Source organism: Nitrosospira multiformis, from assembly GCF_900111585.1.
Taxonomy (GTDB): Bacteria; Pseudomonadota; Gammaproteobacteria; order Burkholderiales; family Nitrosomonadaceae; genus Nitrosospira; species Nitrosospira multiformis_B.
Genome location: NZ_FOHI01000005.1, coordinates 48,254 through 74,126, shown reverse-complemented (window position 1 = coordinate 74,126; position 25,873 = coordinate 48,254). Strand labels below are relative to the sequence as shown.

Here is a 25,873-nt window from a genome sequence, read left to right as displayed (position 1 = left end):
CACCAGCTCAGACGCGAAGGTTCCGGGTAGAGGTAATGGGGCCGCACTCGTCATCCACCTTTTTTGCCAGTGCTTGCAGCGAGGGGGAGATTTCGACCGGGTAAGCGCAGGCCGTTTCAAGCGATCTGAGGGGTTCCGGCAGGCAGGCATAGTTCGCCACTGTTTGCCGGCGAATGGCCTCCAGCTTCCTATTCCCGTTGATCCCGTCAATGCGCCGCCCATTCCGCATCATAGGGACGATTAGAGGCTCGCCCTCATGCGGATCATCCTTTTCCAGTGCAACAACATCGCGCACCGCGCGACCATCCGGGTCATATTTGCGATACACCTGCTTGCGACCCGGCCATGTCGCTTTTCCCTCGGAGCGTTTGCGGCGAGCCTTGCCGGCGTACTCCTGCAGCTTATAAGCGCAATCCAGCGCCGGCGCGTCGCTCGACACGTCTAATGCGGTACCCACGCCAAAGCCGTCGATGGGAGCGCCGGACGAAATCAGTTCCTGCACCCGATTTTCGTTCAGATTACCGCTGGCAAAGATGCGGGTTTTTTCAAGCCTCCCCTCGTCGAGTATCCGGCGCACGCAACGTGCATGCATTCCCAGGTCGCCGCTGTCCAGCCGGACGCCACTCACCTCGATGCCATCCTGCGCAAGTTTGCGGGCCAAGGTGACGACCTTGATGGCAGCCGCCTCAGTGTCGTAGGTATCGATCAGCAGCGTCGAGTTTTCCGGATGGCAGCGTACAAGATGTTCGAAAGCGGCAGTCTCGTCTGTATGGGCCTGAATGTAGGAATGAGCAACGGTGCCGAACGAAGGCATGCCATATATTGCCGCCGCAAGTACTGTTGATGTGCCGGAAAAACCGGCAAGATAGCTTGCCCGGGCGGCAAGCAACGCGGCTTCCGCTCCATGTGCCCGGCGCATGCCGAAATCCACCAGGAGTTTGCCGGGCGCAACCAGCACTGAGCGTGCTGCCTTTGAGGCGATCAGGGTTTCGAAATGCAGCAGGTTGATGAGGCGCGATTCAACGAACTGGGCTTGCGGCAGTGGCGCCGTGATCCGGAGGATGGGCTCATCCGGAAAAAAAAGAGTCCCTTCCGGCATTGCATGTACATCGCCGGTAAAGCGGAATTGTTCAAGGTAATTTACAAGGGCGGGTCCAAACCGGGCCCTGAGCCATGCCAACTCTCCGGCTGAAAAATGCAGGTTCTCAAGGAATTCCAGCGCCTGTTCCAGACCCGCCGCCACCAGGAAATTCCGGGTCGGGGGAAGCTTGCGAAAAAACAGCTCGAATACCGCAGTTTCCTGCATTCCCTGCTGAAGGTAGCTCTCCAGCATGGTCAACTGGTAATGGTCGGTCAGCAGCGGGCTGGAGAGTGAGTTCACTCAGGGACGATGGTTTCGAAATCGATGAGTTTTGCGCCCAGATGGGCCATTTCCTCCAGGGCGGCGCTGCTCGCGTCGGCATCCATCCCCCGCACTGCATCCTGGAGAACAAAGATGTCATACCCTTGGTTCAAGGCATCCCGTACGGTACTGAGGACGCAATGATCCGTAGCCAGGCCACCGATGAAAACGCGGGAAATTCCTGCAGATTTCAGCATGGCATCCAGTTCTGTCTCCGAAAAACCGGAATAAGCATCTTTCTCCCTGGAGGTGGCCTTGGAAGCGATATGCGTGTCACAGGGGATTTCAAGATTCGCCGGAAATGCCGCGCCCTGCGTGCCGGCAATACAGTGCGCAGGCCAAGGCCCTCCTTGCTGATGAAAGGAGCAGTGATCAGGCGGATGCCAGTCGCGGGTAGCGAAAATAGGTAATTCGCGAAAAAGAAAAGCTGCGATATACCGGTTAAGATTTGGGATGACTTCATCTCCCGACGGTACAGGAAGGCTTCCGCCGGGCAGAAAGTCGTTTTGCACATCCACTATGATAAGGCCATCACCAGTGCCTATGTCCATTTTCATGGCAGTCTCCTATCCCCTTTGCTGCTTGCTCTCTGTACTTTACATTCTTCGGTCGAGTGGGCTGGACTTAGCCTAATCCGCTGAACCTGTTAAGCGTGGCTCTGCTTCTTCGGGTTCTTCTATCTGGCGCTTGCCGGTGCTGACGCGTTTTGCCTGAAAACCTTCACTGCCGATATCTTCGAGGAATTGCACCTCGCTTCCTTCTTCCAATTGCTCAAAGTTATTGTTGGCAAGATTTTCGCGATGAAAGTACAACTCCTGCCCACCCGAAGTTTCGACGAAACCATAGCCTTCCTCGGGCATCAGCCGTACCACCTTTCCATGCAGGACGGGAGCATGCGCCTTGACTTCACCGCGCTGGCGCCGCCCGTAGTCTTCGAGCTGGCGCTTTGCGGCGTCGAACGCATCGCGCAGCGCAACATACACGTCCTCGTTCGGTTCGCGGGTCACCACAAGCTCCTTTCCCGGCACTGTAATGTCCAGCCGCACATTGAACAGGTTGCCCTGGTGTTTGTGTTTGTGAGGAACCTCGACGACTATCCTGCATCCCATGATCTGGGGATAAAAAGTCTCGAGCTTTTCCGCTTTTTGCCGAATATGGTTTTCCAGTGCCTCAGAATGGGGAATATCGCGTGTAGTGATTTGAAGTTGCAATTTCATGACTTATGTCCTCTCGATGATAGAATCATATTGCACCAGGCGTAAGATAAGCCGCCTGAAAAACTGGAGCCTCCGCCAGGACCACCAGGACTATGTCGCGCGCTCCATTTCACGCAACTGGCTTTTGTCGCCGCGGATGAGCAGCACGGGAATATCCGCCATACGAACCATCCCTTCCGCGACGCTCCCGAACAGGACGCGACTGAAACCGGAACGGCCATGCGTGCCAATTACGATCAACTCGGCTGACCAGCGCCTTGCTTCTTCGAGTATTACGCCGGCAATGCGCTCGCCACCCGCTTCCAGTAATTTCACTTCGGCTGCAACCCCTGCCTGTTGCATCAATGTTTGCGCCTCTGCCAATATCCTCCTGCCGGTTCTCTCCAGGGATTCCTTCATTTCATCGTAATTGATGTAGCTGTTGGCATCCATCAAATGAATATCAGCCATGACATATACCAGTTCCACCTGGGTGCGGTGCTGCTTTGCAAGTTTCGAGACTTCCTGGAGTGCAAGAGTGGAGGTCGCGCTGCCATCTATTGGAACCAGGATACGTTGATACATGTCACTCCTTGAAAAAAGTTTTTATATTGCCAAGGAATCGCCGGACAAATCCATCGCGGCGGCGAGGAATTTGTCAGCGTTCCTTAACCCTCAACCCTTGACGCAGACTTTCGGCCGGAGAAATGCGACGCGCCGGGCGAGTCCGGCTTCTTCCGTGGCTTCCGCCACCAGATCGACATCCTTATAGGCGCCCGGAGCTTCTTCCGCCACACCCCGCATGGAGCGGGTATGGATCAGAATACCTTGTTGCGCCAACTCGTCCACCAGCGCGCGTCCTTTCCACCGCGCGAGCGCCTGATGCCGGCTCATGGCCCGACCTGCACCGTGGCTTGAAGAAGCAAAGGCGGGATTTTCGCTGTCGCCAACCAGAATGTAGGAACCTGTCCCCATGCTTCCACCGATAACGACGGGTTGTCCTACCTGGCGGTAGCGTTCCGGCAGCATGGGGTGGCCCGGCCCGAATGCGCGTGTGGCACCCTTGCGGTGCACATACAGCAACCTTGATTCACCGTCGATCTGATGGGTTTCGGCCTTGCAGGTATTGTGCGAGACATCAAACAAGGTTTCAAGCTCGGCCTGGGGATAAACCTCTGTAAATACGGAGCGCGCGAGATGTGTCAGGATTTGGCGGTTGGCAAGCGCGCAATTGATCGCAGCATTCATCGCGCCCATATATTGCTGGCCTTCGGGGGAATTGACAGGCGCACAAGCGAGTTCACGATCGGGTAAATGAATGCCCAAGCGGCTGGCTGCTTTTGCCAATAGCACCAGATAATCGGTACCGATCTGGTGCCCCAGCCCACGCGAACCGCAATGTATCGAAATCAGGATTTGTCCTTCATGCAGGCCAAACGCCAGCGCGACAGCAGGATCGAAGATGCGATCCACCACCTGTACTTCCAGGTAATGATTGCCTGAGCCGAGCGTGCCCATCTCGCCGCGCTGACGCTTTTTGGCAAGTTCGGATACGTTATCCGGGATCGCTCCTGCAACCCGCCCCTGTTCTTCAACATAATCCAGATCTGCCGCGGTGCCATAGCCTTGCTGTACCGCCCAGTGTGCACCGCCGTGCATCACCTGGTCGAGTTGCTCCGGGTTCAGCTTGATCTCGCCCTCCTCGCCCACTCCGGCAGGGATGGCGCGGAACAAGGCGTTTCCGAGTTGGGGAAAATACTCTACCGCATCCTCCAGATCCAGATTGCTGCGCAGACAGCGTATGCCGCACGAAATATCGAAGCCGACCCCGCCTGCGGAAATCACGCCCCCCTGCTCAGCATCGAAAGCCGCAATGCCCCCTATGGGAAAACCATATCCCCAATGCGCATCCGGCATGGTCATTGCCGCCCCGACCAGCCCCGGCAGGGAAGCAACATTGGCGATCTGCTCGAGCACCTTGTCGTCCATGCTGACAAGCAAGGGCGCGCTGCCATACAAGAGGACCTCTCCGCGTTCTTCGCCTAGTGTGCGCGGCAATGTCCACAGGCAAGGTTGCAGTTGACGTAGGCGCTCCAGATTCATGTCACCTCCTGCCGTTGCTGACGTTCAATTTATATCGTTTCATCCGGGGGCCGATCTCACACATCCACTATGCAGCGCGCTTCCCACATTGCTCCAGTCTGTTTGACGGAAAGCATGGTCAGCGTCGCACCTTTGACTTCTACTCCACGCTCCATTACTTCGCGCCATTTTTCACCAAGAGCTTCGGTGGACCACAGATTTTCCCGGCGCTGCACATGGAAGCGACTGAAAACCATGCCGAGTTCACGCGCCTTCCCCAGCAACAGATTCAGCCATGTCACCAGCGCCAGTTCGTGATCTGATTCTTCGAACTCTATCTTGACCGAAGTCTGCGGCTGCACCTTATCCAAAGGCGTGACTATGCCGAACACTGCTTGAGCGGCTGTCTCGAATGCCTGCTCCAGCGTATCGCCGCGTCCGATAATGCCGATATCTGCATCATGCTCGAAGTAGGATGAAGTCTGGCCTGGCACGCACAAATTATCCTTTGATCCATCACTCAGTCTAACCCACGCGGCCTCTCCAGAATTTCCCCTTTGCTTTTCCATTGGCTCTCCTATCTGCGCTCTCCCACTTGCTTTTTATCGCCCTAAAACGGCACAAAAACCGGAGTGCACACTACAAGCTATAGGAGAACCGCCTTGCGGTGTCAAGGGTAATCGGATGCGCCTGAATCCTTGCTGCCCGGCTGAGCCTGCACGTCCCCATGAATATACTAAACTGACCTTGTGAATCCTCGACCAGCAACTTTCCCCGTAAAATCAGCAAAGTGCTTGTCGACGGAAGCAAACGGGAATGCGCATGCCCAGCCATAATGCCGATATCGCCGCTGTCTTCGAAGAGATTGCCAATCTGCTTGAGATCGAAGGCGCAAACCCTTTTCGAATACGCGCCTACCGTAACGCAGCCCAGGCAATAGGCGCCCTTTCCACCGAAGCGTACGTACTGCTCGAAAACAAGGAAGACCTGACAGAGCTTCCCGGCATAGGGCGCGATCTCGCAGGCAAGATCGAAGAAATTGTTGCCACCGGCCACTGCGCCTTGCTGGACCGGCTGCAAACCGAGCTTCCCCCCGCGGTTACAGAGCTTCTGAAAGTACCCGGCCTTGGGCCGAAGCGGGTCCGGCATCTTTATCACGACCTGGATGTCCAGACTGTCGAGCAGCTCTACGGCGCGGCGCGTGAGGGACGCATTCGTGCTCTACCCGGTTTTGGCGAGAAAACCGAGCTCAACATCCTCCAAGCGATCGAGGCGCATACCGATCAGAAAGGGCGTTTCAAGCTGGCGGTGGCGGCACAATACGCGGAGCCGCTGCGCGCGTTTCTGGCAGACGTTCCCCGAGTCAAGGAAGCAACTGTCGCCGGCAGCTACAGGCGCATGCGCGAAACAGTGGGCGATCTCGACATCGTTGTCACCGCCGCACCGGGCAATACTGTCATGGAGCACTTCATGGGGTACGAAGAGGTCGCCGAAATACTTGCTGCCGGAAACACTCGCGCCAGCGTGGTCCTGAAATGCGGCTTGCAGGTGGACCTGCGCGTGGTCCCAGACGAAAGCTACGGCGCTGCCCTGCACTATTTTACCGGATCAAAAGCCCATAATGTTGCGGTACGGTATATCGCCCAGAAAAAAGGATTGAAAGTCAACGAATACGGCGTGTTCCGGGGTAAAAACCGTATCGCGGGCGAGACCGAGGAATCGGTCTATCGTGCCGCCGGGTTATCCTTTATTCCACCCGAGTTGCGGGAGAACAGGGGTGAAATAGACGTAGCGCGAACCCGGAAATTGCCGCACCTGGTCGAGCTATGCGACTTGCGAGGGGATCTGCATACTCACACAAAAGCTACAGACGGCCATAACACATTGCGCGAAATGGCGCTGGCCGGCAAATCGCATGGCCTGGAATACATTGCCGTCACGGATCATTCACGCGAACTGAGGATCGCACGCGGCCTCGATCCTCTACGGCTGAAGCGCCAGTGCGATGAGATCGATGCGCTGAATGAAGAACTGGAAGGAATTACCCTGCTCAAGGGAATCGAGGTGGACATCTTGGAGGATGGCACCCTGGATCTGCCGGATCACGTTCTGGCGCAACTCGATCTGGTCGTAGGGGCAATCCACAGCAAATTTGAGCTCCCGCGGGCGAGGCAGACCGAACGGATACTGCGCGCAATGGCACATCCCCATTTCACCATTCTTGCGCATCCCAACGGTCGCCTCATCCCGCAACGCCCGCCTTACGATATCGATATGCCCCGCATTATCCGTGAAGCAGGACGCCGCGGATGCTTCCTCGAACTCAATGCCCAGCCCGAGCGGTTGGATTTGTTCGATATCTACTGCCAGATGGCCAAGGAGGAAGGGGTGCTGGTCAGCATCAATTCCGACGCCCACAGCACTTTTGATTTCGCGAACCTGCGCTTTGGTATCGGTCAGGCAAGGCGGGGCTGGCTGGAAAAACAGGATGTGCTCAACACTCGCCCTCTCGAGGAATTACGAGTACTCATTGCCCGCACGATGCAGCGCTCCAACACCTATGGTCCGTACAAACGGCAAACCAAGCGTCAAATCCGATCAGGTAAAAATGTCAGGTAAAAAATTCACCTATACTGAAATAAACACGTGATCGGGGGCAACATGTATTTTGAAAATCGCGCGGCAGCAGCCAGGAAGCTTGCGGAAGCGCTTTCAGAATATCGCGGTAAAAATCCGCTGGTCCTGGCTATTCCCAGAGGTGCGGTGCCAATGGCCAAAATTATTGCCGATGAACTGGAAGGTGAACTGGACGTGGTGCTGGTGCGTAAAGTACGGGCGCCAGGCAATCCCGAATTCGCGATTGGTTCCGTCGACGAAACCGGATGGGTTTATCTTACGAGTTACGCCAGCGATGTGGGCGCGGATGAGAAATACATCAAAGACGAAGTTTCCACACAACTGGAAACGATACGGCAGCGCCGCGCTCAATATACCCCGGTACGGCCGCCGATCGATCCCGCCGGACGAATAGTGATCGTAGTCGATGATGGGCTGGCTACCGGTTCGACCATGATAGCCGCATTGCATGCGCTCCGGGCGAAGAAACCGGGGGAATTGATCTGCGCGGTACCTGTGGCACCGCCCGATACGGTGGAAAAAGTGCGCAACAATGCTGACCGCGTAGTGTGTCTTTCCAGTCCCATCAACTTCTATGCAGTAGCGCAGTTTTACATGGATTTTCCGCAGATAACGGATGAAGAGGTTATCGCCATCCTTGCAACTGCCTGACCCTTCTCCCGGTACTGGCAGTTTCCAGGAAAATACGCGGGTAGCGAGTAGCGGGATTGAGATGAAAATGGCTGAAGCCCATCGACTATCTCCATCTCTTGGAGGCCATCATGTGGGCAAATTCGAACGCCGCGCTCGCTGCCATCAATACCAATATACCCTTGACGGCTTCGAATGCTTGCCACCCATCGAAGGTTGGTGCGTTTGTATCTCATACTTTCAAGAATTAATGCAGACTTTTCGTTTATTTCAATTCTCAATCCAGCGGAACATTCAAGCGCCTGAAGGATATTAGCAAAGCCAGATCATAGGCCATCTTCAAAGCTCCACAAGCAATCAGCGGCGCGCTCAGCAGTCCGCTGGCCAGCAAGGCACCGGTCAAGGTTGGGCTTGCGATCGAAGCAAGGCTTCGGGATACGGCGGTGAAGCTTGCAGCGGCAACGCGCTCTGCCGGGGTGACCACAGCCATTACGTAGACAGTACGTGTCGGCACATCCATCTGCGATAATGCGCTGCGTACAAACAGCAGGGCGAGCGCGGCCTCGAGATCTGGGGCGATTGCAGCAAAAATGAGACACACGCTAGCAGGGATGTGAGTGAAGACCATGGTGTTTAGCAGCCCGATCTTGCGTGCGATGGCCGGTGCAGCAAGCTGGGATCCGGCCGATAAGAGTCCGGTGCAGAAGAAGAATGTTCCGGCCTGTCCGAGCGACAGTCCAAACCGCTCAAAGAGCCAGAGCGTCAGCAGTGAATTCCCCAGCAGCCCTCCGGCAAACGCATCAATGCTGAATAACATGGCAAGCTTGAACACAATGCCGCGTGAGGGACCCAACGGCTGCGGTAGTGGAGCCGCCTCGACCTCGAACGCCGGCAGAGTTCGATACAGCAGCCAGACTACCCCGCCGAGCAGGCCATACAGCAAGAACATTATGCGCAGGCCATCAATTAATGAAAGACCGGACCATGGCACAAGCCAGGAGGGGATGCCAGCAGCTAAAGCACCAACAGCGGCGCTCAGGGAACCAATAAGCGAATAGCGGGCGAACAGCGCGGTCCGTGCATTGCCGCGAGCTGCTTGTGCCAGGTGGGCATGCTCCAGTGGCAAAAACACGCTTACATCGCCCGAACCAGGATTAAGTGTTCCTACGAATGCGACAACAAACAGTGGCCAAAACGACGAGATGCTCGCAAGACCAAGGCCGGTAACTGCCATCAACAAGGCAGCGGATAGCAGCAGTCGACGAGCTGTCCATCTGTAGCCAACTGTACCCATCCCCAGAATCGCCAAAGCTGACCCGGCTAACGTTGCCGTAGTTAAAAAGCCTACGTCCAATTGATCAAATCCCAACGCCAGTAGATAAGCGGGCAAAAGCACAGCAACATAGCCATCGCCAAAAGCGCGCAATGCGCGAGCTGCCAGTAACGGGAAAGCGGTTTCAGCAGCCTCCGCAGGAATAAGTAAACGGGCAAGTATTCTGCGCCCCGGGCCCGCTTTCACTGACTTGTTCCTCCATCTGCGATCCATCTACAAGGTGATGCCGGTTTTGTTATATCCGGGCGCCAGGGTGTACATCTAATTTTCCACGAGTTTTTTGTCAGAGTCCTTAAAAAGGCTGTAACAGGCCGGCAGTATGGTGTGCGAACCGAATCTCATTAGTGTGGAGTCAACTGTGTGAATACGCATGTATATCAGGACCAAAGAGGGCTATATCGAGCGCATGAATAACATCATTTCGAACTTGCCTTACGATCCGCGAAAAAAAGGCCCTTTATCCCCCTAGGTGCACGAAGAAGAACTTGTCGGTTTCCCTGAATCCGTAGTGCTCTGGAAAAACAGTATAGGGCCTACCCTAGGCATAGCACCCATTAACCCTCATTCTCGCTTTGAGAAAGAGGCGGACAGCCTCCAGTAAGGTGGAGGGCCCTGGAGTAAGCTGCTCCTCCAGTTCTTTTCTTGAAACTCCCTAAGTATAAGTAGCACTGCGCTCGCGCAGCAAAAGTAAAAGCCCGTTTGCCGCTCGTCCTACGTCACGATCATGAATGAAAACATTCAGGCATTCACACCGGTCATCATGGCTCAACCCTGCCTTTTGTCATAAAACAGTTATAAAAGGGTAATAAGTCAGTCATTTCTCTCCCCTATTCTTGCCCCGGTTTTTCGTAAACATGAGCAATAAGGACTAAAACTGGGAGCACAGCTTTGAAATATTTGAAACTTATGTTAGCAGCGGTCGCTGTCATGGGAGCCGGCACATCATCCGGGGCTTTTGCGATTGATCTTTATGTTGATACCAAAACCAAGCATATATTTGCAGAGCCTGGACCTGACCGAGAACCCCTGGGTACCTATGAAAAAGTCCATGGTACTCCATCAATAAACGCATTACCCGCACCGGAGGTAGAGAGAGCTGATCAGCCAGCGCCCGGCGACAGAAATGCGAGAATAAAAGAAAAAGCGGAACGTGCGCAGCTCGTTGGCAAGGTTGAGTCCCTTGAGGAACGTTTCAAGGAAAGCGAAAAGCAACTCAAGCTGGATAAAAACGGCTTGCAATTTGAAACAGCAGACAAGAACTTCAAGTTCAAGATCGGTGGCCGGATTCATACGGATTACACGCACAGTAGTAATGATCATTTTTTTAGAGGCGGGGTCCCGGTTCAAGCCAATGATGGCGCAGAGCTGCGCCGGGGGCGACTGGAGTTTGCAGGCACTTTCTTTAAAGATTGGGATTTCAAGAGCCAGATCGACTTCGCTGATAACCAAGTCGGCGTCAAGGACATGTTTATCTCATATAGAGGGCTGGATTTCGCAAAGGTCAACGTCGGCCATCAGAAACAGGCTTTCAGCCGCGAGTTACAGGAAAGCTCCAACGATCTCATGTTTATGGAAAGATCGTTAATGAATGTGCTCAACGCACCGCTCGTAGACCGCGCTATCGGTGTAAATCTGTCAAGTAGAGGTAAGAACTGGACTGGACAGGTCGGTCTTTTTGGGGAGTCAATCGACGCTAATAACGACAGTCTGGATGAAAGTTGGGGAACCAATTCGCGCATCACTTTTGCACCCCTTGACGAAAAGACAAGGATTGTCCATTTGGGTGTGGCAGGAAATTATCGCAGACCGAGTGGCAGCGGCCAGCTATTTGGCCCCTCAAATGGCGTGAGATTCAGGCACGAAACCTCGCATATAACCAACCTCTTTCCGATTGATTCGGGTGCCTTGGGAAATGTCGAGGACGTCAAGATGCTGGGGCTGGAGGCCAGCGGCGTCTATGGACCATTCAGCGCGGGAGGTGAGTATACCCATAGCTGGATTGGTCGTAGAAACGGCCTGCATTCACTTAGCTTCCATGGATGGTACGGAGAAGCTGCGTGGACGCTCACGGGAGAATCGCGCCAGTACAAAGAAGGAAAGTTTCACAGAGTGGAACCGACCCGGAACTTCAGCTTTTCCAAGGGCGGATGGGGCGCATGGGAACTGGCAGCACGTGTCGCTGGGGTAGACCTGAACGACGGCGCCTTCAGGGCGGGCGAGATGAAAAACTTTACTGCTGCCCTGAACTGGTACGTGAACAACAATCTTCGCTTCATGTTCAATTACGACAGGATATTGGAAATCAAGGATTCACCGCTCGTAACCGCAAGCGGGGGCAAGCCGGATGACCTGAACACTTTCATGTTCCGCAGTCAAATAGCCTTCTGATTCCGGTTCGCTTGAGGAAGTGGGTGAAATACAGACAGCGGCTTAACAAAGAATGCAAAGAATGGCCAAATGACACTCAGGAAAGCTTGGAGCTTCTTAAGCTTGCTCCGCCTCCCGTTTTGATCGAGCCATTCATGTCATAACAAGCCTGCAAAAGGAAATAATAAAGCCTCTTTAGGAGAACAAGATGCTGAAATTGATGCGTATTGAGATAGTAGTAGTGGTATTGGGCGCACTGCTTGGTGCTGTCAGCCCTGTGTATGCTGAGCCGGTTATAAAAATTGACGGTTCCAGCACTGTTTTTCCCATTACCGAGGCGGTGGCGGAAGATTTTCAAATAGCCAAGAAGGGTGCCGCTAAAGTCACAGTTGGTATTTCAGGCACGGGAGGAGGCTTCAAGAAATTTTGCCGCGGTGAGATAGACATCGCCAATGCTTCGCGTCCTATCCTGAAAAAAGAAATGGACGCATGTAAAGCTGCCGGGGTGCAATACGTTGAAATGCCAGTGGCGTACGATGCATTGACGGTCGTGGCAAATCCTAGAAATGATTGGGTTAAAGTCATTACTGTTGCAGATTTGAAGAAGATTTAGGAACCCGACGCCCAAGGGAGAATAACCAGTTGGAAGCAGGTAAACCCGGCATGGCCGGATGAACCGATAAAACTTTACGGCCCGGGAGCAGATTCCGGCACCTTTGATTACTTTACGGAAGCCATTGTTGGAAAGGCCAAGTCGAGCCGGGGGGATTTCACCGCTTCCGAAGACGACAACGTGCTGGTACAGGGGGTAGCGAGCGATAAAAACGCACTCGGGTATTTTGGCTTCGCCTACTACAACGAAAATCAGAAAAAGCTTAGGGCGCTCGCTGTTGATGGAGGCAAAGGCGGTATTATCCCATCGGTTGAAACGGTGGAGGATGGAAGCTACCAACCATTGTCTCGCCCGATTTTCATTTACATCAGCATCAAGGCGACGGAAAAACCCGAGGTTAGGGAATTTCTTGAATTCTATATGAAAAATGCATCGCCTCTGGTAAAGGAAGTCAAATACTTTCCGCTGCCGGCTCAAGCTTACACCACTAACCTGGACCACCTGAACAAGAAGAAGCTTGGCACAGTTTTTAACGGCCAGCCGGAGGTGGGAGTCCAGATCGAAGAATTGCTCAAGCGTGAGGCCAGTCTTTGACCTGCTGATTCTTTCTTGACAATATTTTCCATTCAAGAAGAAAAGGGCTGTCCTAACGCGAGCAAAGGGATAGCCCGTCAAACCAACAATAGCCCGAGCGAACTAGCCGGCGAGAGCGTCCTTCTCAATAAATCCGACAGCCAGGTGCTTCATCCGCCCAAGATCAGCAGCACCTCATTACGGCGACAGGCAATCCAGAATAAGGTCGAATTGACTTTTTCATACTGAAACCTAAACTGAAAAAACAATCATCAATAATCGAATCGCTGTCGTATACACCTGCCTGCAGCTTGCGGCAGCAGAGGAAAGGCAAATGAAAGGAAAGACCGAGTTATAGCTATTCGTAACCCCAGCAAAACTTTCAGAGTACAAGGCCATGATACGTTATCCAGTAGACGTTGACACCCGGGTCAGCCCCAACCTCTCGCTGCTTATCGACAGCCGGGTCAACGATCCGGATGCAGAGCAGCCTGTTACGCTTGTCACGGTTCGGACTTTCATCGCCGGTCTGCTGCCCTCTGCATTGGATGAAGCTGAGCGACTGCACCATTTCGACATGGATGCCTCACTCCTTGACGAACTCGATGTATTGATCGAGGAATATGGCGGAGATGCGTTGGCCATTGATTTTGTGAGAAGCGATGCGAGCGAGGCGCTTACACGGACAATAGAAGCCGTAGTCGATGACGAAAATCGTGAAAATCCCCCTACGCTCGGCACAGTGCGAGACGCCATCACCGGTGGCCTGACTGCAAAACTGGTTGGCGACGGTGTTCTGGAGGATGATGAAGACGACACCTTGCTTGCGGAGATCGATGCGCTGATCAGGCGTCATGGCGTTGATGCGCTGGCGGAAGAATTTATCCGTTACGAATAGACGTTCCCTCCCCCTACCCGCTACAAACAGGTCGGACACCATTAAAGATCCGGGTCGGTCCATGTTCTCCATATTCTCGGTCCGAGGTTCTTTCGGTCAAACAAAAGATTACAATAACAGTTCTTGAATAGCATGGACGCGCCGTCCGCCCCACGGCGTGAAGGAGCAGCTCTTGGAAAAATCTTCGACACGACGACAGGACGCGCTTAATCTGGAACCGGCGATACTGGAGTTACGTCATATCGGCAAAGCCTACTCCAGTGCTGGGGATGGACGACAGGTCTTGACGGATCTGTCCTATACCTTGAGGGTGGGGGAATATGTGGCGATCATGGGTGAGTCCGGTGTCGGAAAATCGACGCTGCTGAATCTGATCGCCGGCCTGGATGTGCCCGATACAGGCGAGATACTGATTGACGGCATTACTCTGTCATCACTGGACGATGACGCTGCCACCCGCTTGCGGCGCAGGGAATTCGGCTTCATTTTCCAGGCATTTCACGTCCTGCCGCACCTGACCCTGAGCCAGAACATAGCCCTGCCCCTGCTTCTGAATGACATTCCTGCCGGAGGTACGGAACACATGCTGGATGCGGTCGGCCTGACTGGCCGGGGCCATCATTTTCCCCGTCACCTATCGGGGGGAGAATTACAGCGCGTCGCGATCGCCCGCGCCCTGGTACATCGGCCGAAATTGATTCTCGCTGATGAACCCACAGGCAACCTAGACCCAGATACGGCGCATGATATCCTCATGCTCATGCGCCGGGAGATCAAGGCGAATAGTGCTTCCGGCATTATTGTCACCCATTCGCATGCCGCCGCGGCAACGGCAGACCGCGTTCTCGTGCTGACAAAGGATGGGCTGCATCCCTTTGTAGCGGAAAGGGATGTGGATTTGCCGAAGCAAAATAAATGAGCTGGCGCAATAAGAGCATGCTCGCTCGTTGGCTGCTATCGGGTGAATGGCAGGCTCACAGGGTTCAGTCAGGCGTCGCCGTGATCGCAATCGCGCTCGGAGTGGCACTCGGGTTTGCCATCCACCTGATCAATACAGCCGCCTTCAACGAATTCTCCGCTGCCGCGCGCAGCCTTTCCGGCGAGTCGGACCTTGAAGTGCGTGGGCCGCAGGCCACAATCGACGAATCGATTTATCCACTGCTGGCGGAGCAAGAGGATGTCGAGCTGGCAAATCCCGTACTGGAACTCGATGTCGCCCTCCCCAACCATTCGAAGGAACGCAAAGACGCCACCCTGAAAATTCTCGGACTGGATATTTTTCGCGCCTCGGTCATGGCACCCGACCTGATCGGGATTCCGGCGGAAGACAAGCTGTTCGATGTCCTTGCGGATGACGCCATTTTCCTCTCTCCTGCCGCCATGGAATGGCTAGGGGTAAAGCAAGGCGACACCCTGAACCTGAGTGTAGGCACCCGGAAAGTTGCACTGCGGGTTGCCGGGGGCTTGCGCAGGGCGAGGGCGGGACAGCGCATTGGCGTAATGGATATTGCCACGGCGCAATGGCGGTTTCATCGTCTCGGCCAGTTATCGCGCGTCGAGTTGAAACTGCTTCCCGGCACTGATAAAGCTGCATTCAAGGCGCAACTCGAGCAGGAACTGGAGCCCCAAAACCAATACCTCGTTGCCGAACCCACCACCCGGGAAACCCGCGTGGCAAACATGTCGCGTGCCTATCGGGTGAACCTGAACGTGCTTGCGATGGTAGCGCTGTTTACCGGCACCTTTCTGGTATTCTCCACCCAGGCGCTATCCATTGTCCGGCGAAGACATCAGTTCGCCCTGTTGCGGGTGCTCGGCTTCACGCGCAAACAAATGCTGGGACAGGTCTTATGGGAGGGAGCCATTCTTGGCTGCGTCGGGTCGCTGCTCGGCCTTACTCTCGGCTATGCCACAGCCACCAGCGCACTGCATTATTTTGGCGGAGACCTCGGAGGTGGTTTTTTCCCGGGAATAAAACCTGTCATGCATTTCGACCCCGTGGCTGCAATGGTCTTTTTCATTCTGGGGGTGGGCATTACCTTGCTTGGCAGTGCCGCTCCTGCCTGGGAAGCAGCCAGGGCTCTTCCAGCGCCCGCACTGAAATCCGGAAGCGAAGATACGGCGCTCGCCAAGCTGGAGAATCCGTGGCCGGGGTTGCTTTTCCTTGCTTCGGGCATCCTGTTTACCCGATTGCCGCCAATTTTCGATTTGCCGATTTTCGGTTATCTTGCCGTAGCGCAACTGCTGACGGGCGGCATTATTCTCATGCCGCCCCTTTCTGCACTCATTTTCACTGCCGTATTCCGCATGGTGCAACATGCGAGCCACGCCAGGCCGGTGCTGACCACGGCATTGGCGCGGCTCGCCAATGCTCCCAATCAGGCCGCGATCGCCCTCGGGGGCATACTGGCAAGCTTTACCCTGATGGTCGCCATGGCGATCATGGTTGCAAGTTTTCGCGTATCGGTCGATGACTGGTTGAGGCACATCCTGCCTGCCGATCTGTATGTCGAAACCGCAGCGAGTGGAGATACGCGGGGCCTCACCCCGGATGAGATGAAAGCACTGGCGGAAACGCCGGGTCTCGTGCGAGTGGACTTTTTCCGCTCCTCCAAACTGATGCTCGATCCAAGCCGGCCCAATATCACGCTGATCGCACGTCCCATCGATATATCCGAGCCCGGAAATACGTTGCCGCTGACAGGCGAATCGATTCCGGTCGCCCAGCTTCCGAAAGGTGCAATTCCGATCTGGGTTTCCGAACCCATGATGGATTTATACGGTTATACGCTCGGCAAGCACGTCACGCTACCCATCGCTATTCCCGCACGCACGTTTATCGTGGCAGGAGTATGGCGCGACTATGGGCGGCAATTCGGCGCGATACAGATGCGCCTGGCGGATTACCAGGCGCTGACGGACGACCAGCTCGTGAATGATGCCGCACTTTGGCTGGAGCAAGGGGTGGCGCCGGAACAGGTAATCGAGTCGATGAGGCAGCTCCCGTTTGGCAATGCGCTGAAGTTTTCCGATCCGGGTCAGATACGCGCACTGAGCCTGAATATTTTTGACCGCAGCTTTGCCGTAACCTATCTGCTTGAAGGTGTAGCAATAATCATTGGCCTGCTCGGTGTTGCGGCCAGCTTTTCGGCGCAGGCCCTGGCGCGCATCAAAGAATTTGGAATGCTGCGCCACATCGGCATGACGCGGCGCCAGATACTCGGCATGCTGGCAATAGAAGGGGGTCTGCTGACAGCGCTCGGCGTTCTGCTCGGCTTTGTGCTAGGAGGCTGTATCAGCCTGATCCTGGTTTTTATCGTGAACCCCCAATCGTTCCACTGGACCATGCAATTGAGTCTCCCTTGGGAGAGTCTCTTGAGCGTGGCGCTGACGCTGATGTTTCTGGCTGCGTTCACGGCAGTGGCATCGGGGCGCCATGCGGTTTCGGGCAATCCAGAACGCGCCGTAAGGGAGGACTGGTAATGCGAGCGGTAAAGCGTAATACCGAATATTTCACCTGTTTCCGCAAACAAGAGGGATGCCATGCCGGATTCAAAGGGCTGGCTGGAACCGCTTTCCTTGTTGCAGCTTTGTTCCTGGCTTTCTTTACCACCGGCCGCGTTCTGGCGGAACGGCCACAGCTATCACCGGTAGTTCGAAACGTGCCCCTTGTGTTCCCGCGGGATTTCGGGGCGCACCCCAGCTTCAGAAATGAGTGGTGGTATGTAACCGGCTGGCTGGAAACACCCGAAAAAGAACCGCTTGGCTTCCAGATCACCTTTTTCCGCGTGGCGACCGAACACGATCGCGCCAACCCCAGCCGTTTTGCCCCCAGAGACCTCATCATTGCCCACGCCGCATTGTCTGATCCGGCAGCGGGTAAACTCCTGCATGACCAGAAAAGTGCCCGGGATGGTTTTGGCCTGGCATATACCACAGAGGACAACACGAACGTCAAACTGGGCGATTGGTTTATGGTGCGGGAGGAAAACGGGCGCTACCAGACCCGCATAAAGGCAGACCATTTCCGGCTCGATTTTTCGCTGACACCCGCGCAATCCCCCATGCTGCAAGACCTCAACGGTTTTTCCAGGAAGGGGCTGCACCCTGAGCAGGCCAGCTATTACTACAGTGAGCCTCACCTGCAGGTAAGTGGGAAAGTAACGCGCGATGGCGAGGAAATCGCGGTGAAGGGCATCGCATGGCTCGACCACGAGTGGTCTACCGCCTACCTCGATCCGAAAGCGGTGGGATGGGATTGGGTTGGCGCCAATCTTGACGATGGATCAGCCCTGATGGCGTTTCAGATCCGCGGCAAGGACGGCAGCAAGGTCTGGGCGTATGCCGGGATCCGGGAGCCTTCGGGACAGTTCACGCGCTTTGAACCGGATCAGGTAAGCTTTGAACCGCAACGCACCTGGCATTCAACACGCACCAACACCACCTATCCAGTCAAAATACGAATCCGGACCGGCACTACTGTCTGGGTCCTCACGCCCCTGATGGACGACCAGGAACTTGACTCGCGGCAATCCACCGGCGCCGTCTATTGGGAAGGCGCGGTGACCGTTACTCGCGATGGCGAACCCGCGGGGCGCGGCTATCTCGAACTGACCGGTTACGTGGAGGCGCTGAATCTCTAAGCATTCTTCGTCCCAAGCCCTCCGGCAGGCTCAGAACAAGCTTGCCAAGGAGCCAACGCGTTCAGGACACTGCTTACATATTCCGGCTCTTCCTGATCAAATCATAGGCAGCCTGCACTTCCTGAGATTTTGCGGTGGCCATTGCAATCATATCTTCCGGCATGCCCTGCCCCATCAATTTATCGGGGTGATACTGACTCATCAGCTTGCGATAGGCGCGCTTGATTTCCTGGTCGCTGCTTTCCCTGGTCACCCCCAGTGCTTTATAGGCATCGTCAAGAGTGGTAGCCGAGGGTGGCTGCCCCCCCGCAAAATGCGATTGACTCAGCACCATGTCCAGTAGTTGGCGGAATGCAGACGAATCATAGCCAAGATAGCGCGCCACATCTCTTAACAGGCTCTCCTCGGCCACGTCCATGTGCCCGTCCGCCACTGCCATGACGATAAGATAAACCAGAAGCATCTGCGCAAGGTTATGGGTGTGTCCGCAGACAATCATGAACTCATTCAGCTTGGGCGCGTGATCAAAACCAGGCGCTGTGCCCTGTTTGAAAAGCGAGATCGCTCTCTGCCGATGCTCCGCCGACATTCCAAGCTTCTGCATGAAGTCTTCAACATGGTTAATCTCCCCCTGGGAAATATGCCCGTCTGCCTTGGCAAGTTTTCCCATGAGTATGAAAACGGTTTCGAGAAAAACCGTCTGCCGCTGGGCACTCGTAAACGGATTGATTGCACCTGCGCCGTAAGCACGGTAACGATCGATGAAGCTGCCGGCAATGTATCCGAGAAATGCGCCGAAAATGCCGAAGAAGTAAAGGCCCAACAGGGCTAAAATTATTTTGAACAAGCAAGCTTCCTTTGACGGACATGAAAACGGCAAAAAAATGAGTCGGTGCGCCGTTATTCTAAAAGAGCAATGATGAGTGAAATAATATCAGACACTACAGTCCGTTACAGCCTGATGCAACAATGAGGCAACAAGACAAGCCAGACAATGGATGGACTATGCTTTGCCATCCACAAGTAATTGACGGAAAGAACCTGCATGCAAATGACCTAGGAGGAATCATGATCGAATTGCATTCCAGTCCAACCCCGAACGGCCAGAAAGTGATGATCATGCTGGAAGAAATCGGAATCGAATGGAAACACATCGACGTCGATATCAATGTGGGGGAGCAATTCCAGCCGGAGCATCTGAAACTCAATCCCAATAACAAGATTCCGGCCATCGTGGATACGGAGGGTCCCGGAGGTAGCCCCTACACAATGATGGAATCGGGTGCGATTCTCTTTTATCTTGCGCAGAAAACAGGCAAATTCCTGCCTGTGGAGGTGCGTAAGCGTTATGACACGCTGCAATGGCTGTTCTTCCAGGTTGCGCATATCGGCCCCATGTTCGGGCAGGCGAACCATTTCAATCGGCAGGCCAGAGACAACCAGTACGCGCGGGACAGGTACAACAATGAGTCGCTGCGCCTCTATCGAGTGCTGGAAAACCGGCTGGGTGCCTCCGCGTGGCTCGGGTGCGATGAATATTCAATCGCCGATATCGCCACCTACCCCTGGTGTAAAGGGCATGCGGAGCGCGGCGTCGATGGAGAGACCTTCCCGAGCTTCATGCGCTGGTTTATTGCAATGGAGACTCGTCCCGCAGTGCAGCGCAATAATGAAATGGCAGCCGAAATTCGGGCCCGAATGGAAAAGGCGGCAAAGAACAAGTCTGTTATTAATATGTACGACACCAAGGATAATGGCGAGCGGCTTGCCCGGGCGACGTCGGGCAAGGACAAGGCATGAGAAATTTTATCTGGCGCCGCACAATTTGCGGCCCTGACGCTTGCCCCTTTCAGAGCAAGCAGTTCAAACAGGCCAGGCGACGGCTTACTGGCAATTTTTGTTGTTATAGATAGTCGTGAGCGCACTCCTCCTGTCACTGATCAACCGGGTTGCCTCCCCGGCATCGTAATAGGTATAGGCCAGGCCCGGAAGCCACAAAAGGGCCGCTGCAACATTGGTTCCAGTAACCCCTTTCTTTGCATCTATGTCAGCTTGTGCTTTGTCAAGCCTCGCAAGTTCCCCCTTGATTGCATTGCAGGACAGGTTCTGGTCACCGGGCTGCACCACTTGTATTTTTTCCGAAGTCGCGCAACCGACCAATAAACTACTCGCGGCAACGGTGACAAGCACCGCGCTTCTCAAAGAGAACAGCATTTATTTCACTCCAATCAACCGCCAAACGTGCGTAACCGAAGCCGGGGCGGGATCCGGCCACGCGCAAAAAAATCAGTAGTCCATGGATTCAGATAAAGAAATCTTTCTACTGCCGGGGGCGGGAGGAATTATAAAGAAATAACTCTAACTCAGCATTTATTGCGTGATTTTCGATACATGAAACAGCAGAAGAAATATTCTGCGCGGATAGTGCTTCATGCTGGCGCTCTCATGCGTTAAACTCGAATTTTTTCAATTTTTCATTCAGTTATGGCCCAATACGTACTTACCATGAACCGGGTGGGCAAAGTAGTTCCACCCCGGCGCACGATACTCAAGGATATTTCCATCAGTTTTTTCCCCGGCGCAAAGATAGGTTTGCTGGGACTCAACGGTTCGGGCAAATCCACCGTTCTGAAAATCATGGCGGGCGTGGACAAGGATATCGAGGGCGAAGTCACCGCCATGCCCAACCTCAATATCGGCTATCTTCCGCAGGAGCCGCAGCTCAACGCCGAGCATACGGTCCGCGAAGCGGTGCAGGAAGGGCTTGGCGAGGTATTCAGCGCGCAGCAGAAATTGGAGGAGGTTTACGCTGCCTATGCCGAGCCGGATGCAGACTTCGATGCCCTGGCATCCGAGCAAAGCCGGCTCGAAGCGATCATTGCCGCCAGCGGCGGAAACGTCGATCAGCAGATGGAAGTTGCCGCTGATGCGCTGCGTTTGCCGGAATGGGACGCCATCGTAAAGAATCTCTCGGGTGGCGAGAAACGGCGTGTCGCCTTATGCAAATTGCTGCTGTCCAAACCTGATATGCTATTGCTGGACGAACCCACCAATCACCTGGATGCGGAGTCAGTGGAATGGCTGGAGCAATTCCTCACGCGGTTTCCGGGCACTGTGGTGGCAGTGACGCACGATCGCTATTTTCTCGACAACGCCGCGGAATGGATCCTGGAGCTCGACCGCGGGCATGGCATACCGTGGAAGGGCAATTACAGTTCCTGGCTGGAGCAGAAAGAAACCCGCCTGAAACAGGAAGAATCAGCCGAGTCGGCACGTCAGAAAGCGCTGAAAAAAGAGCTGGAATGGGTACGACAGAACCCCAAGGGACGCCAGGCGAAATCCAAAGCGCGTATTGCGCGCTTTGATGAACTCAATTCGCAGGAGTACCAGAAACGTAACGAGACGCAGGAGATCTTCATTCCTGTGGCCGAAAGACTGGGTAACGAAGTCATCGAGTTCAGGAACGTATCGAAAGCATATGGCGATCGCCTGCTGATCGATAACCTGAGTTTCAAGGTGCCTCCCGGTGCCATTGTCGGCATCATCGGTCCGAATGGAGCCGGAAAATCCACTCTTTTCCGGATGATTACAGGAAAGGAGCAACCGGATTCCGGTAATATAGAAATCGGCGCAACCGTCAAAATTGCCCATGTGGATCAATCACGCGCCGCTTTGGAAGACGGTAAAACCGTATTTGATGCGATCTCGGATGGGCATGACATCCTGACGGTCGGCAGATATGAAACGCCAGCGCGCGCCTATCTTGGCCGCTTCAATTTCAAGGGCTCGGATCAACAGAAGATAGTAGGCAACTTGTCCGGCGGTGAACGGGGAAGACTTCACCTGGCTAAAACGCTTATCGCCGGAGGCAACGTCCTATTGCTGGATGAGCCTTCCAACGACCTCGATGTGGAAACTCTCCGTGCGCTGGAAGATGCGTTGCTAGAGTTTGCAGGATGCGTGATGGTCATCTCGCATGACCGCTGGTTCCTTGATCGTATCGCTACCCATATCCTGTCGTTCGAGGGCAATTCGCAGGTAGCATTCTTCGATGGCAATTATCAGGAATATGAAGCCGACAAGCGGAAACGCCTCGGGGAGGAAGCCGCAAAGCCCAAGCGGATCAGGTATAAGCCGATCAATCGGTAAGCGATGAGCGATCGTCCGGTAAGCTGTCCTTAGTCCCCCTCGATTCCCGGCAAGCCGGGAACTCCCTCTCCCCCATGGGGAAAGGGAGTCTGCGATGGAGAAAGGAGCAGATTCAAGGTTTCAAGCCAAACCGGCATATAGCCGGCCCGCAGCTATGCCATAATGGAGCAGCAATCCAAGGAATGACCAGCGCCTGGTCTATCAATCGCGGCCTTCGCGCTTCGATCCCGTGCCACTATTATCCTTCTGCTGCTCATATCTTTCAGTACCATCGGTACGGTATCTGGAATTATCCTGACCTCTCGTCATCGAGGTGCCTTCCTTCATGTGCAATCTTTCCTTGATGCTCTTATCGCCGCCTTTATCATCCGTATCCCGAATGGCCGGAGAGTCGGCCGGCCCGATCTCATCCGATATATCGTTGCTGCTCGGGGCAGACAGGATATATGAATCGCGCTCATCAGCATGAACTCCACTCGACGCACTGACAGCGAGAACAAATGCCGCGACAATTGGAAGCAGTGTGGGCCCGGATATCAAAGAAGAACGTTTCATGATTACTCTCCTTATCAGCTCAGCGATTGACTGAAATCGCACAGTACGCCTGATACCAACGTCATTCCGTGCGCTAACATACATATTGCCTGCATTGATCTGATTCTTCGTGAAGTTTTGGATATCAGTGGCTTTTCTATACAATTATCAAATTTGCTGATCAGTCTTTTCACTTGTTCAGATACAACTCATGAAATTGGTATATCTTCGCTCTCTGTATACCCCGCTTTTCGCGCTATTCATAAGCATTGGCGCGTTCTTTTGCAATCCGGTGACGGCGAGCGAAAACAATACCTTGAACTCTGCAAAAGCGTGTCCTGTCTGTCCTGAAATGGTATCCATTGCAGGCAAGAAATTTGCCATGGGTAAATACGCTGTAACGTTCGACGACTGGGAGGCGTGTGTTGAAGGAGGCGGCTGTGGCGGGTATGTTCCCCCCGATAATGGCTGGGGGCGCGGTAAAAGACCGGTTGTGAACGTAAGCTGGGATGATGCGCAGGCTTACCTGCGATGGCTGTCGGATAAGTCGGGCAAGACTTATCGGCTACCCACGGAAGAGGAATGGGAAGTCGCCGCCCTGGCGGGCGCGACTTCCCAATACTATTGGGGCAACGACGTCGGGCGCAATAACGCCAATTGCGATGGATGCGGGAGCGAGTGGGATAACAGGAGAACCGCTCCCGTCGGCAGTTTCAAACCCAATGCCTTTGGCCTGTACGATATGATGGGTAATGTCTGGCAATGGACGGATACCTGCCGGAAAGGGAACTGTGCGAAACGCCTCTTGTGCGGAGGCTCCTGGAATCACCGGCCCCAAGACATGCGGGCAGGTATGTGCAACTGGTTCGATACCAACAAACGTATGCGCTATCTGGGTTTTCGACCTGCAATGACGTTGCCCTGAAGCACCCCCGCTCTTTTTTCCCTCTCCTCCAATTTTTCCCCTCTCCGCCGACCCCTCCCGCAAGCGGGAGAGGGGAGTGAGGACATCGGCCAGATTGAGCTAAGCATGATGAGTAGCTCAAATAATTCGTTTGATTACAATACCTCAACTGCGCCTGATTCGTGCACCCAGCGCCGACAGCTTCTCTTCGATCCGTTCATAACCACGGTCAAGATGATAAATACGATCAACGATCGTTTCACCCCGGGCGATCAGCCCGGCCAAAACCAGACAGGCCGAAGCACGCAGATCGGTAGCCATGACATTCGCTCCATCGAGCCCGGCCACACCGCATACTACCGCGGTATTGCCTTCGACTTTGATATCGGCATTCATGCGCTCCAATTCCTGCACGTGCATGAAGCGATTCTCGAATATGGTTTCGGTAATGATTGCGGTTCCGGTAGCGATGGTATTCAATACCATGAATTGCGCCTGCATATCGGTAGGAAAGGCGGGATAAGGCGCCGTCCGCAGGTTTACCGATTTCGGCGGATTATTCATTTTCAAGTGTATCCAGTCTTCACCTGACTCGATGGCAGCTCCCGCTTCCATCAGCTTGTCGAGTACCGCATCCATCGTATCGGTGCGCGTCTGCCTGAGATATATTTCGCCACCGCTGGCTGCGGCTGCTACCAGGAAGGTGCCGCTTTCGATACGATCGGGCATGACGCGATAGTTGGTACCATGCAGGCTTTCCACGCCTTCAATGGTGATGATGTCCGTTCCGACTCCCTGAATTCTAGCCCCCATGGCGATAAGGCAGTTCGCGAGATCCATCACTTCCGGTTCCCGCGCCGCATTTTCCAGCACAGTCGTCCCTTCCGCCAGCGTGGCCGCCATCATCAGGTTTTCAGTGCCGGTAACAGTGACGATATCCATCACGATATGCGCGCCGTTAAGGCGTTTCGCCTTTGCATGAATATAACCATGCTCGATCTCGATCTCCGCACCCATTGCCTGCAATCCTTTTATATGCTGATCAACGGGACGCAGACCAATGGCGCACCCACCCGGCAACGACACTTTTGCGGCTCCCGCCCGCGCGAGCATCGGGCCCAGCACCAGAATTGCAGCCCGCATGGTTTTCACCATTTCGTACGGCGCAACGAGATTGGAAAGATATGCCGCAGTCAGTTCAATCGTACGGTTGCTGTCGACATTGATTCGAACCCCCATCTGCTGGAGGAGGTCCAGCATGGTGGTTATATCATTCAGATGCGGAACGTTTTCGGCGACGAGGGTTTCCCCGGTAAGCAGGGAGGCGCACAGGATAGGCAGCGCCGCGTTCTTGGCTCCGGAAATGGTTACATCGCCGGAAAGCCGCACGCCTCCCTGAATGATCAGTTTTTGCATGGTTGAAATGTGCTGAGGTTCCCGTCATCATATCGCAAACACGGTACCCGTAGTTTCAAATTTCGGCTTATTATGCCAATGTAATATCAACCAAAGGAGATAAGATGGAAAAAAAGACGATACATACAACGGATGCGCCGCAGGCTATCGGCACTTATTCCCAGGGAATACGCGTCAGCGGAGGCGATACGATCTACATTTCCGGTCAGATCGGTCTCGAACCCTCTACCATGCAGATGGTGGAAGGCATCGAGAATCAAATCCATCGGGTATTCCAGAACCTGACGGCGGTTGCAGCGGCGGGTGGAGGCAGCCTCCGGGATATCGTCAAATTGAACGTCTATCTCACGGACCTTTCCAATTTCCAGAAGGTGAATGAAATCATGGTGCAATATTTCAGCACGCCCTACCCTGCGCGCGCCGCCATCGGAGTATCGGCGCTCCCGCGGAACGCGCTGGTGGAGATCGATGCGGTATTGGTGGTGCCAGCATAGGG

22 protein-coding genes and 1 pseudogene are annotated in these 25,873 nt (G+C 54.5%); 12 read left to right on the top strand and 11 right to left on the bottom strand.

Annotation, left to right across the window (positions count from 1 at the left end; genetic code table 11):
- Window positions 1–7 precede the first annotated feature (7 nt).
- From BMW46_RS09120 to BMW46_RS09095, 6 genes are all read right to left on the bottom strand, one after another.
- The gene (locus tag BMW46_RS09120; RefSeq protein WP_074707565.1) at window positions 8–1,381 is read right to left on the bottom strand and encodes a nicotinate phosphoribosyltransferase; all 1,374 of its coding nucleotides are present in this window, start codon (window positions 1,379–1,381) and stop codon (window positions 8–10) included.
- Window positions 1,378–1,959, bottom strand: a complete 582-nt coding sequence (locus tag BMW46_RS09115) for a nicotinamidase (RefSeq protein WP_074707562.1) — start codon at window positions 1,957–1,959, stop codon at window positions 1,378–1,380. Before BMW46_RS09115 ends, BMW46_RS09120 begins: the two co-directional genes overlap by 4 nt.
- Window positions 1,960–2,031: 72 nt before the next feature.
- Window positions 2,032–2,619, bottom strand: a complete 588-nt coding sequence (hpf, locus tag BMW46_RS09110) for a ribosome hibernation-promoting factor, HPF/YfiA family (RefSeq protein WP_074707559.1) — start codon at window positions 2,617–2,619, stop codon at window positions 2,032–2,034.
- Window positions 2,620–2,709: 90 nt separating this feature from the next.
- Window positions 2,710–3,183, bottom strand: a complete 474-nt coding sequence (locus BMW46_RS09105; RefSeq protein WP_074707557.1) for a universal stress protein — start codon at window positions 3,181–3,183, stop codon at window positions 2,710–2,712.
- A gap of 90 nt (window positions 3,184–3,273) precedes the next feature.
- Window positions 3,274–4,701 carry an RtcB family protein gene (locus BMW46_RS09100; RefSeq protein WP_074707554.1) on the bottom strand — a complete coding sequence of 476 codons (1,428 nt, stop codon included), beginning with the start codon at window positions 4,699–4,701 and terminating at the stop codon, window positions 3,274–3,276.
- Between the two features lie 56 nt (window positions 4,702–4,757).
- Entirely contained in the window at window positions 4,758–5,249 is a 492-nt protein-coding gene (locus BMW46_RS09095; protein WP_081355752.1) for an archease, read from the bottom strand.
- A gap of 247 nt (window positions 5,250–5,496) precedes the next feature.
- Between BMW46_RS09095 and polX the strand changes: the two genes are divergently transcribed.
- Together polX and BMW46_RS09085 are read left to right on the top strand one after the other, a co-directional pair.
- Window positions 5,497–7,299: a DNA polymerase/3'-5' exonuclease PolX gene (gene polX / locus BMW46_RS09090; protein WP_256377022.1), complete on the top strand. Its 1,803-nt coding sequence runs from the start codon at window positions 5,497–5,499 to the stop codon at window positions 7,297–7,299.
- 42 nt (window positions 7,300–7,341) lie between these two features.
- The gene (locus BMW46_RS09085) at window positions 7,342–7,968 is read left to right on the top strand and encodes a phosphoribosyltransferase (protein WP_074707968.1); all 627 of its coding nucleotides are present in this window, start codon (window positions 7,342–7,344) and stop codon (window positions 7,966–7,968) included.
- Window positions 7,969–8,224: 256 nt separating this feature from the next.
- Here BMW46_RS09085 and BMW46_RS09080 read toward each other — a convergent pair whose 3' ends face one another.
- A complete protein-coding gene (locus BMW46_RS09080; RefSeq protein WP_256377021.1) occupies window positions 8,225–9,466 on the bottom strand; it encodes an MFS transporter in 1,242 nt (413 codons plus the stop codon).
- A 720-nt stretch (window positions 9,467–10,186) separates the two neighbouring features.
- Between BMW46_RS09080 and BMW46_RS09075 the strand changes: the two genes are divergently transcribed.
- From BMW46_RS09075 to BMW46_RS09050, 6 genes and pseudogenes are all read left to right on the top strand, one after another.
- Complete coding sequence (locus tag BMW46_RS09075) at window positions 10,187–11,668, top strand: OprO/OprP family phosphate-selective porin (RefSeq protein WP_256377020.1); 1,482 nt, start codon at window positions 10,187–10,189, stop codon at window positions 11,666–11,668.
- A gap of 187 nt (window positions 11,669–11,855) precedes the next feature.
- A pseudogene (locus BMW46_RS09070) lies at window positions 11,856–12,854 on the top strand (PstS family phosphate ABC transporter substrate-binding protein).
- Between the two features lie 376 nt (window positions 12,855–13,230).
- Complete coding sequence (locus BMW46_RS09065; RefSeq protein ID WP_074707547.1) at window positions 13,231–13,731, top strand: hypothetical protein; 501 nt, start codon at window positions 13,231–13,233, stop codon at window positions 13,729–13,731.
- 172 nt (window positions 13,732–13,903) lie between these two features.
- Complete coding sequence (locus BMW46_RS09060; protein ID WP_256377019.1) at window positions 13,904–14,650, top strand: ABC transporter ATP-binding protein; 747 nt, start codon at window positions 13,904–13,906, stop codon at window positions 14,648–14,650.
- The gene (locus tag BMW46_RS09055) at window positions 14,647–17,214 is read left to right on the top strand and encodes an FtsX-like permease family protein (protein WP_074707544.1); all 2,568 of its coding nucleotides are present in this window, start codon (window positions 14,647–14,649) and stop codon (window positions 17,212–17,214) included. The genes BMW46_RS09060 and BMW46_RS09055 overlap by 4 nt, the downstream gene beginning before the upstream one ends.
- Window positions 17,214–18,374 (top strand): lipocalin-like domain-containing protein, encoded by a 1,161-nt coding sequence (locus BMW46_RS09050; RefSeq protein WP_143121443.1) that lies wholly within the window; start codon window positions 17,214–17,216, stop codon window positions 18,372–18,374. The genes BMW46_RS09055 and BMW46_RS09050 overlap by 1 nt, the downstream gene beginning before the upstream one ends.
- A 73-nt stretch (window positions 18,375–18,447) precedes the next feature.
- On the opposite strand, the gene djlA is transcribed toward BMW46_RS09050, so the two are convergent.
- Window positions 18,448–19,221, bottom strand: coding sequence for a co-chaperone DjlA (gene djlA / locus BMW46_RS09045; RefSeq protein WP_074707541.1), 774 nt, complete (start codon window positions 19,219–19,221; stop codon window positions 18,448–18,450).
- A 221-nt stretch (window positions 19,222–19,442) separates the two neighbouring features.
- Between djlA and BMW46_RS09040 the strand changes: the two genes are divergently transcribed.
- Window positions 19,443–20,174 carry a glutathione S-transferase N-terminal domain-containing protein gene (locus BMW46_RS09040; protein WP_074707957.1) on the top strand — a complete coding sequence of 244 codons (732 nt, stop codon included), beginning with the start codon at window positions 19,443–19,445 and terminating at the stop codon, window positions 20,172–20,174.
- Window positions 20,175–20,258: 84 nt separating this feature from the next.
- Here BMW46_RS09040 and BMW46_RS09035 read toward each other — a convergent pair whose 3' ends face one another.
- Complete coding sequence (locus BMW46_RS09035) at window positions 20,259–20,588, bottom strand: hypothetical protein (protein WP_074707538.1); 330 nt, start codon at window positions 20,586–20,588, stop codon at window positions 20,259–20,261.
- 270 nt (window positions 20,589–20,858) lie between these two features.
- Here BMW46_RS09035 and ettA point away from each other — a divergent pair, with 270 nt between their 5' ends.
- A complete protein-coding gene (gene ettA / locus BMW46_RS09030; protein ID WP_074707535.1) occupies window positions 20,859–22,523 on the top strand; it encodes an energy-dependent translational throttle protein EttA in 1,665 nt (554 codons plus the stop codon).
- Window positions 22,524–22,724: 201 nt separating this feature from the next.
- On the opposite strand, the gene BMW46_RS09025 is transcribed toward ettA, so the two are convergent.
- The gene (locus tag BMW46_RS09025) at window positions 22,725–23,078 is read right to left on the bottom strand and encodes a hypothetical protein (protein WP_074707532.1); all 354 of its coding nucleotides are present in this window, start codon (window positions 23,076–23,078) and stop codon (window positions 22,725–22,727) included.
- A gap of 190 nt (window positions 23,079–23,268) precedes the next feature.
- Between BMW46_RS09025 and BMW46_RS09020 the strand changes: the two genes are divergently transcribed.
- The gene (locus BMW46_RS09020; protein ID WP_074707529.1) at window positions 23,269–23,982 is read left to right on the top strand and encodes a formylglycine-generating enzyme family protein; all 714 of its coding nucleotides are present in this window, start codon (window positions 23,269–23,271) and stop codon (window positions 23,980–23,982) included.
- Between the two features lie 144 nt (window positions 23,983–24,126).
- On the opposite strand, the gene murA is transcribed toward BMW46_RS09020, so the two are convergent.
- Window positions 24,127–25,377 (bottom strand): UDP-N-acetylglucosamine 1-carboxyvinyltransferase, encoded by a 1,251-nt coding sequence (gene murA, locus BMW46_RS09015; RefSeq protein ID WP_074707527.1) that lies wholly within the window; start codon window positions 25,375–25,377, stop codon window positions 24,127–24,129.
- 104 nt (window positions 25,378–25,481) lie between these two features.
- Here murA and BMW46_RS09010 point away from each other — a divergent pair, with 104 nt between their 5' ends.
- Window positions 25,482–25,871 carry a RidA family protein gene (locus BMW46_RS09010; protein ID WP_074707524.1) on the top strand — a complete coding sequence of 130 codons (390 nt, stop codon included), beginning with the start codon at window positions 25,482–25,484 and terminating at the stop codon, window positions 25,869–25,871.
- Window positions 25,872–25,873: the final 2 nt, after the last annotated feature.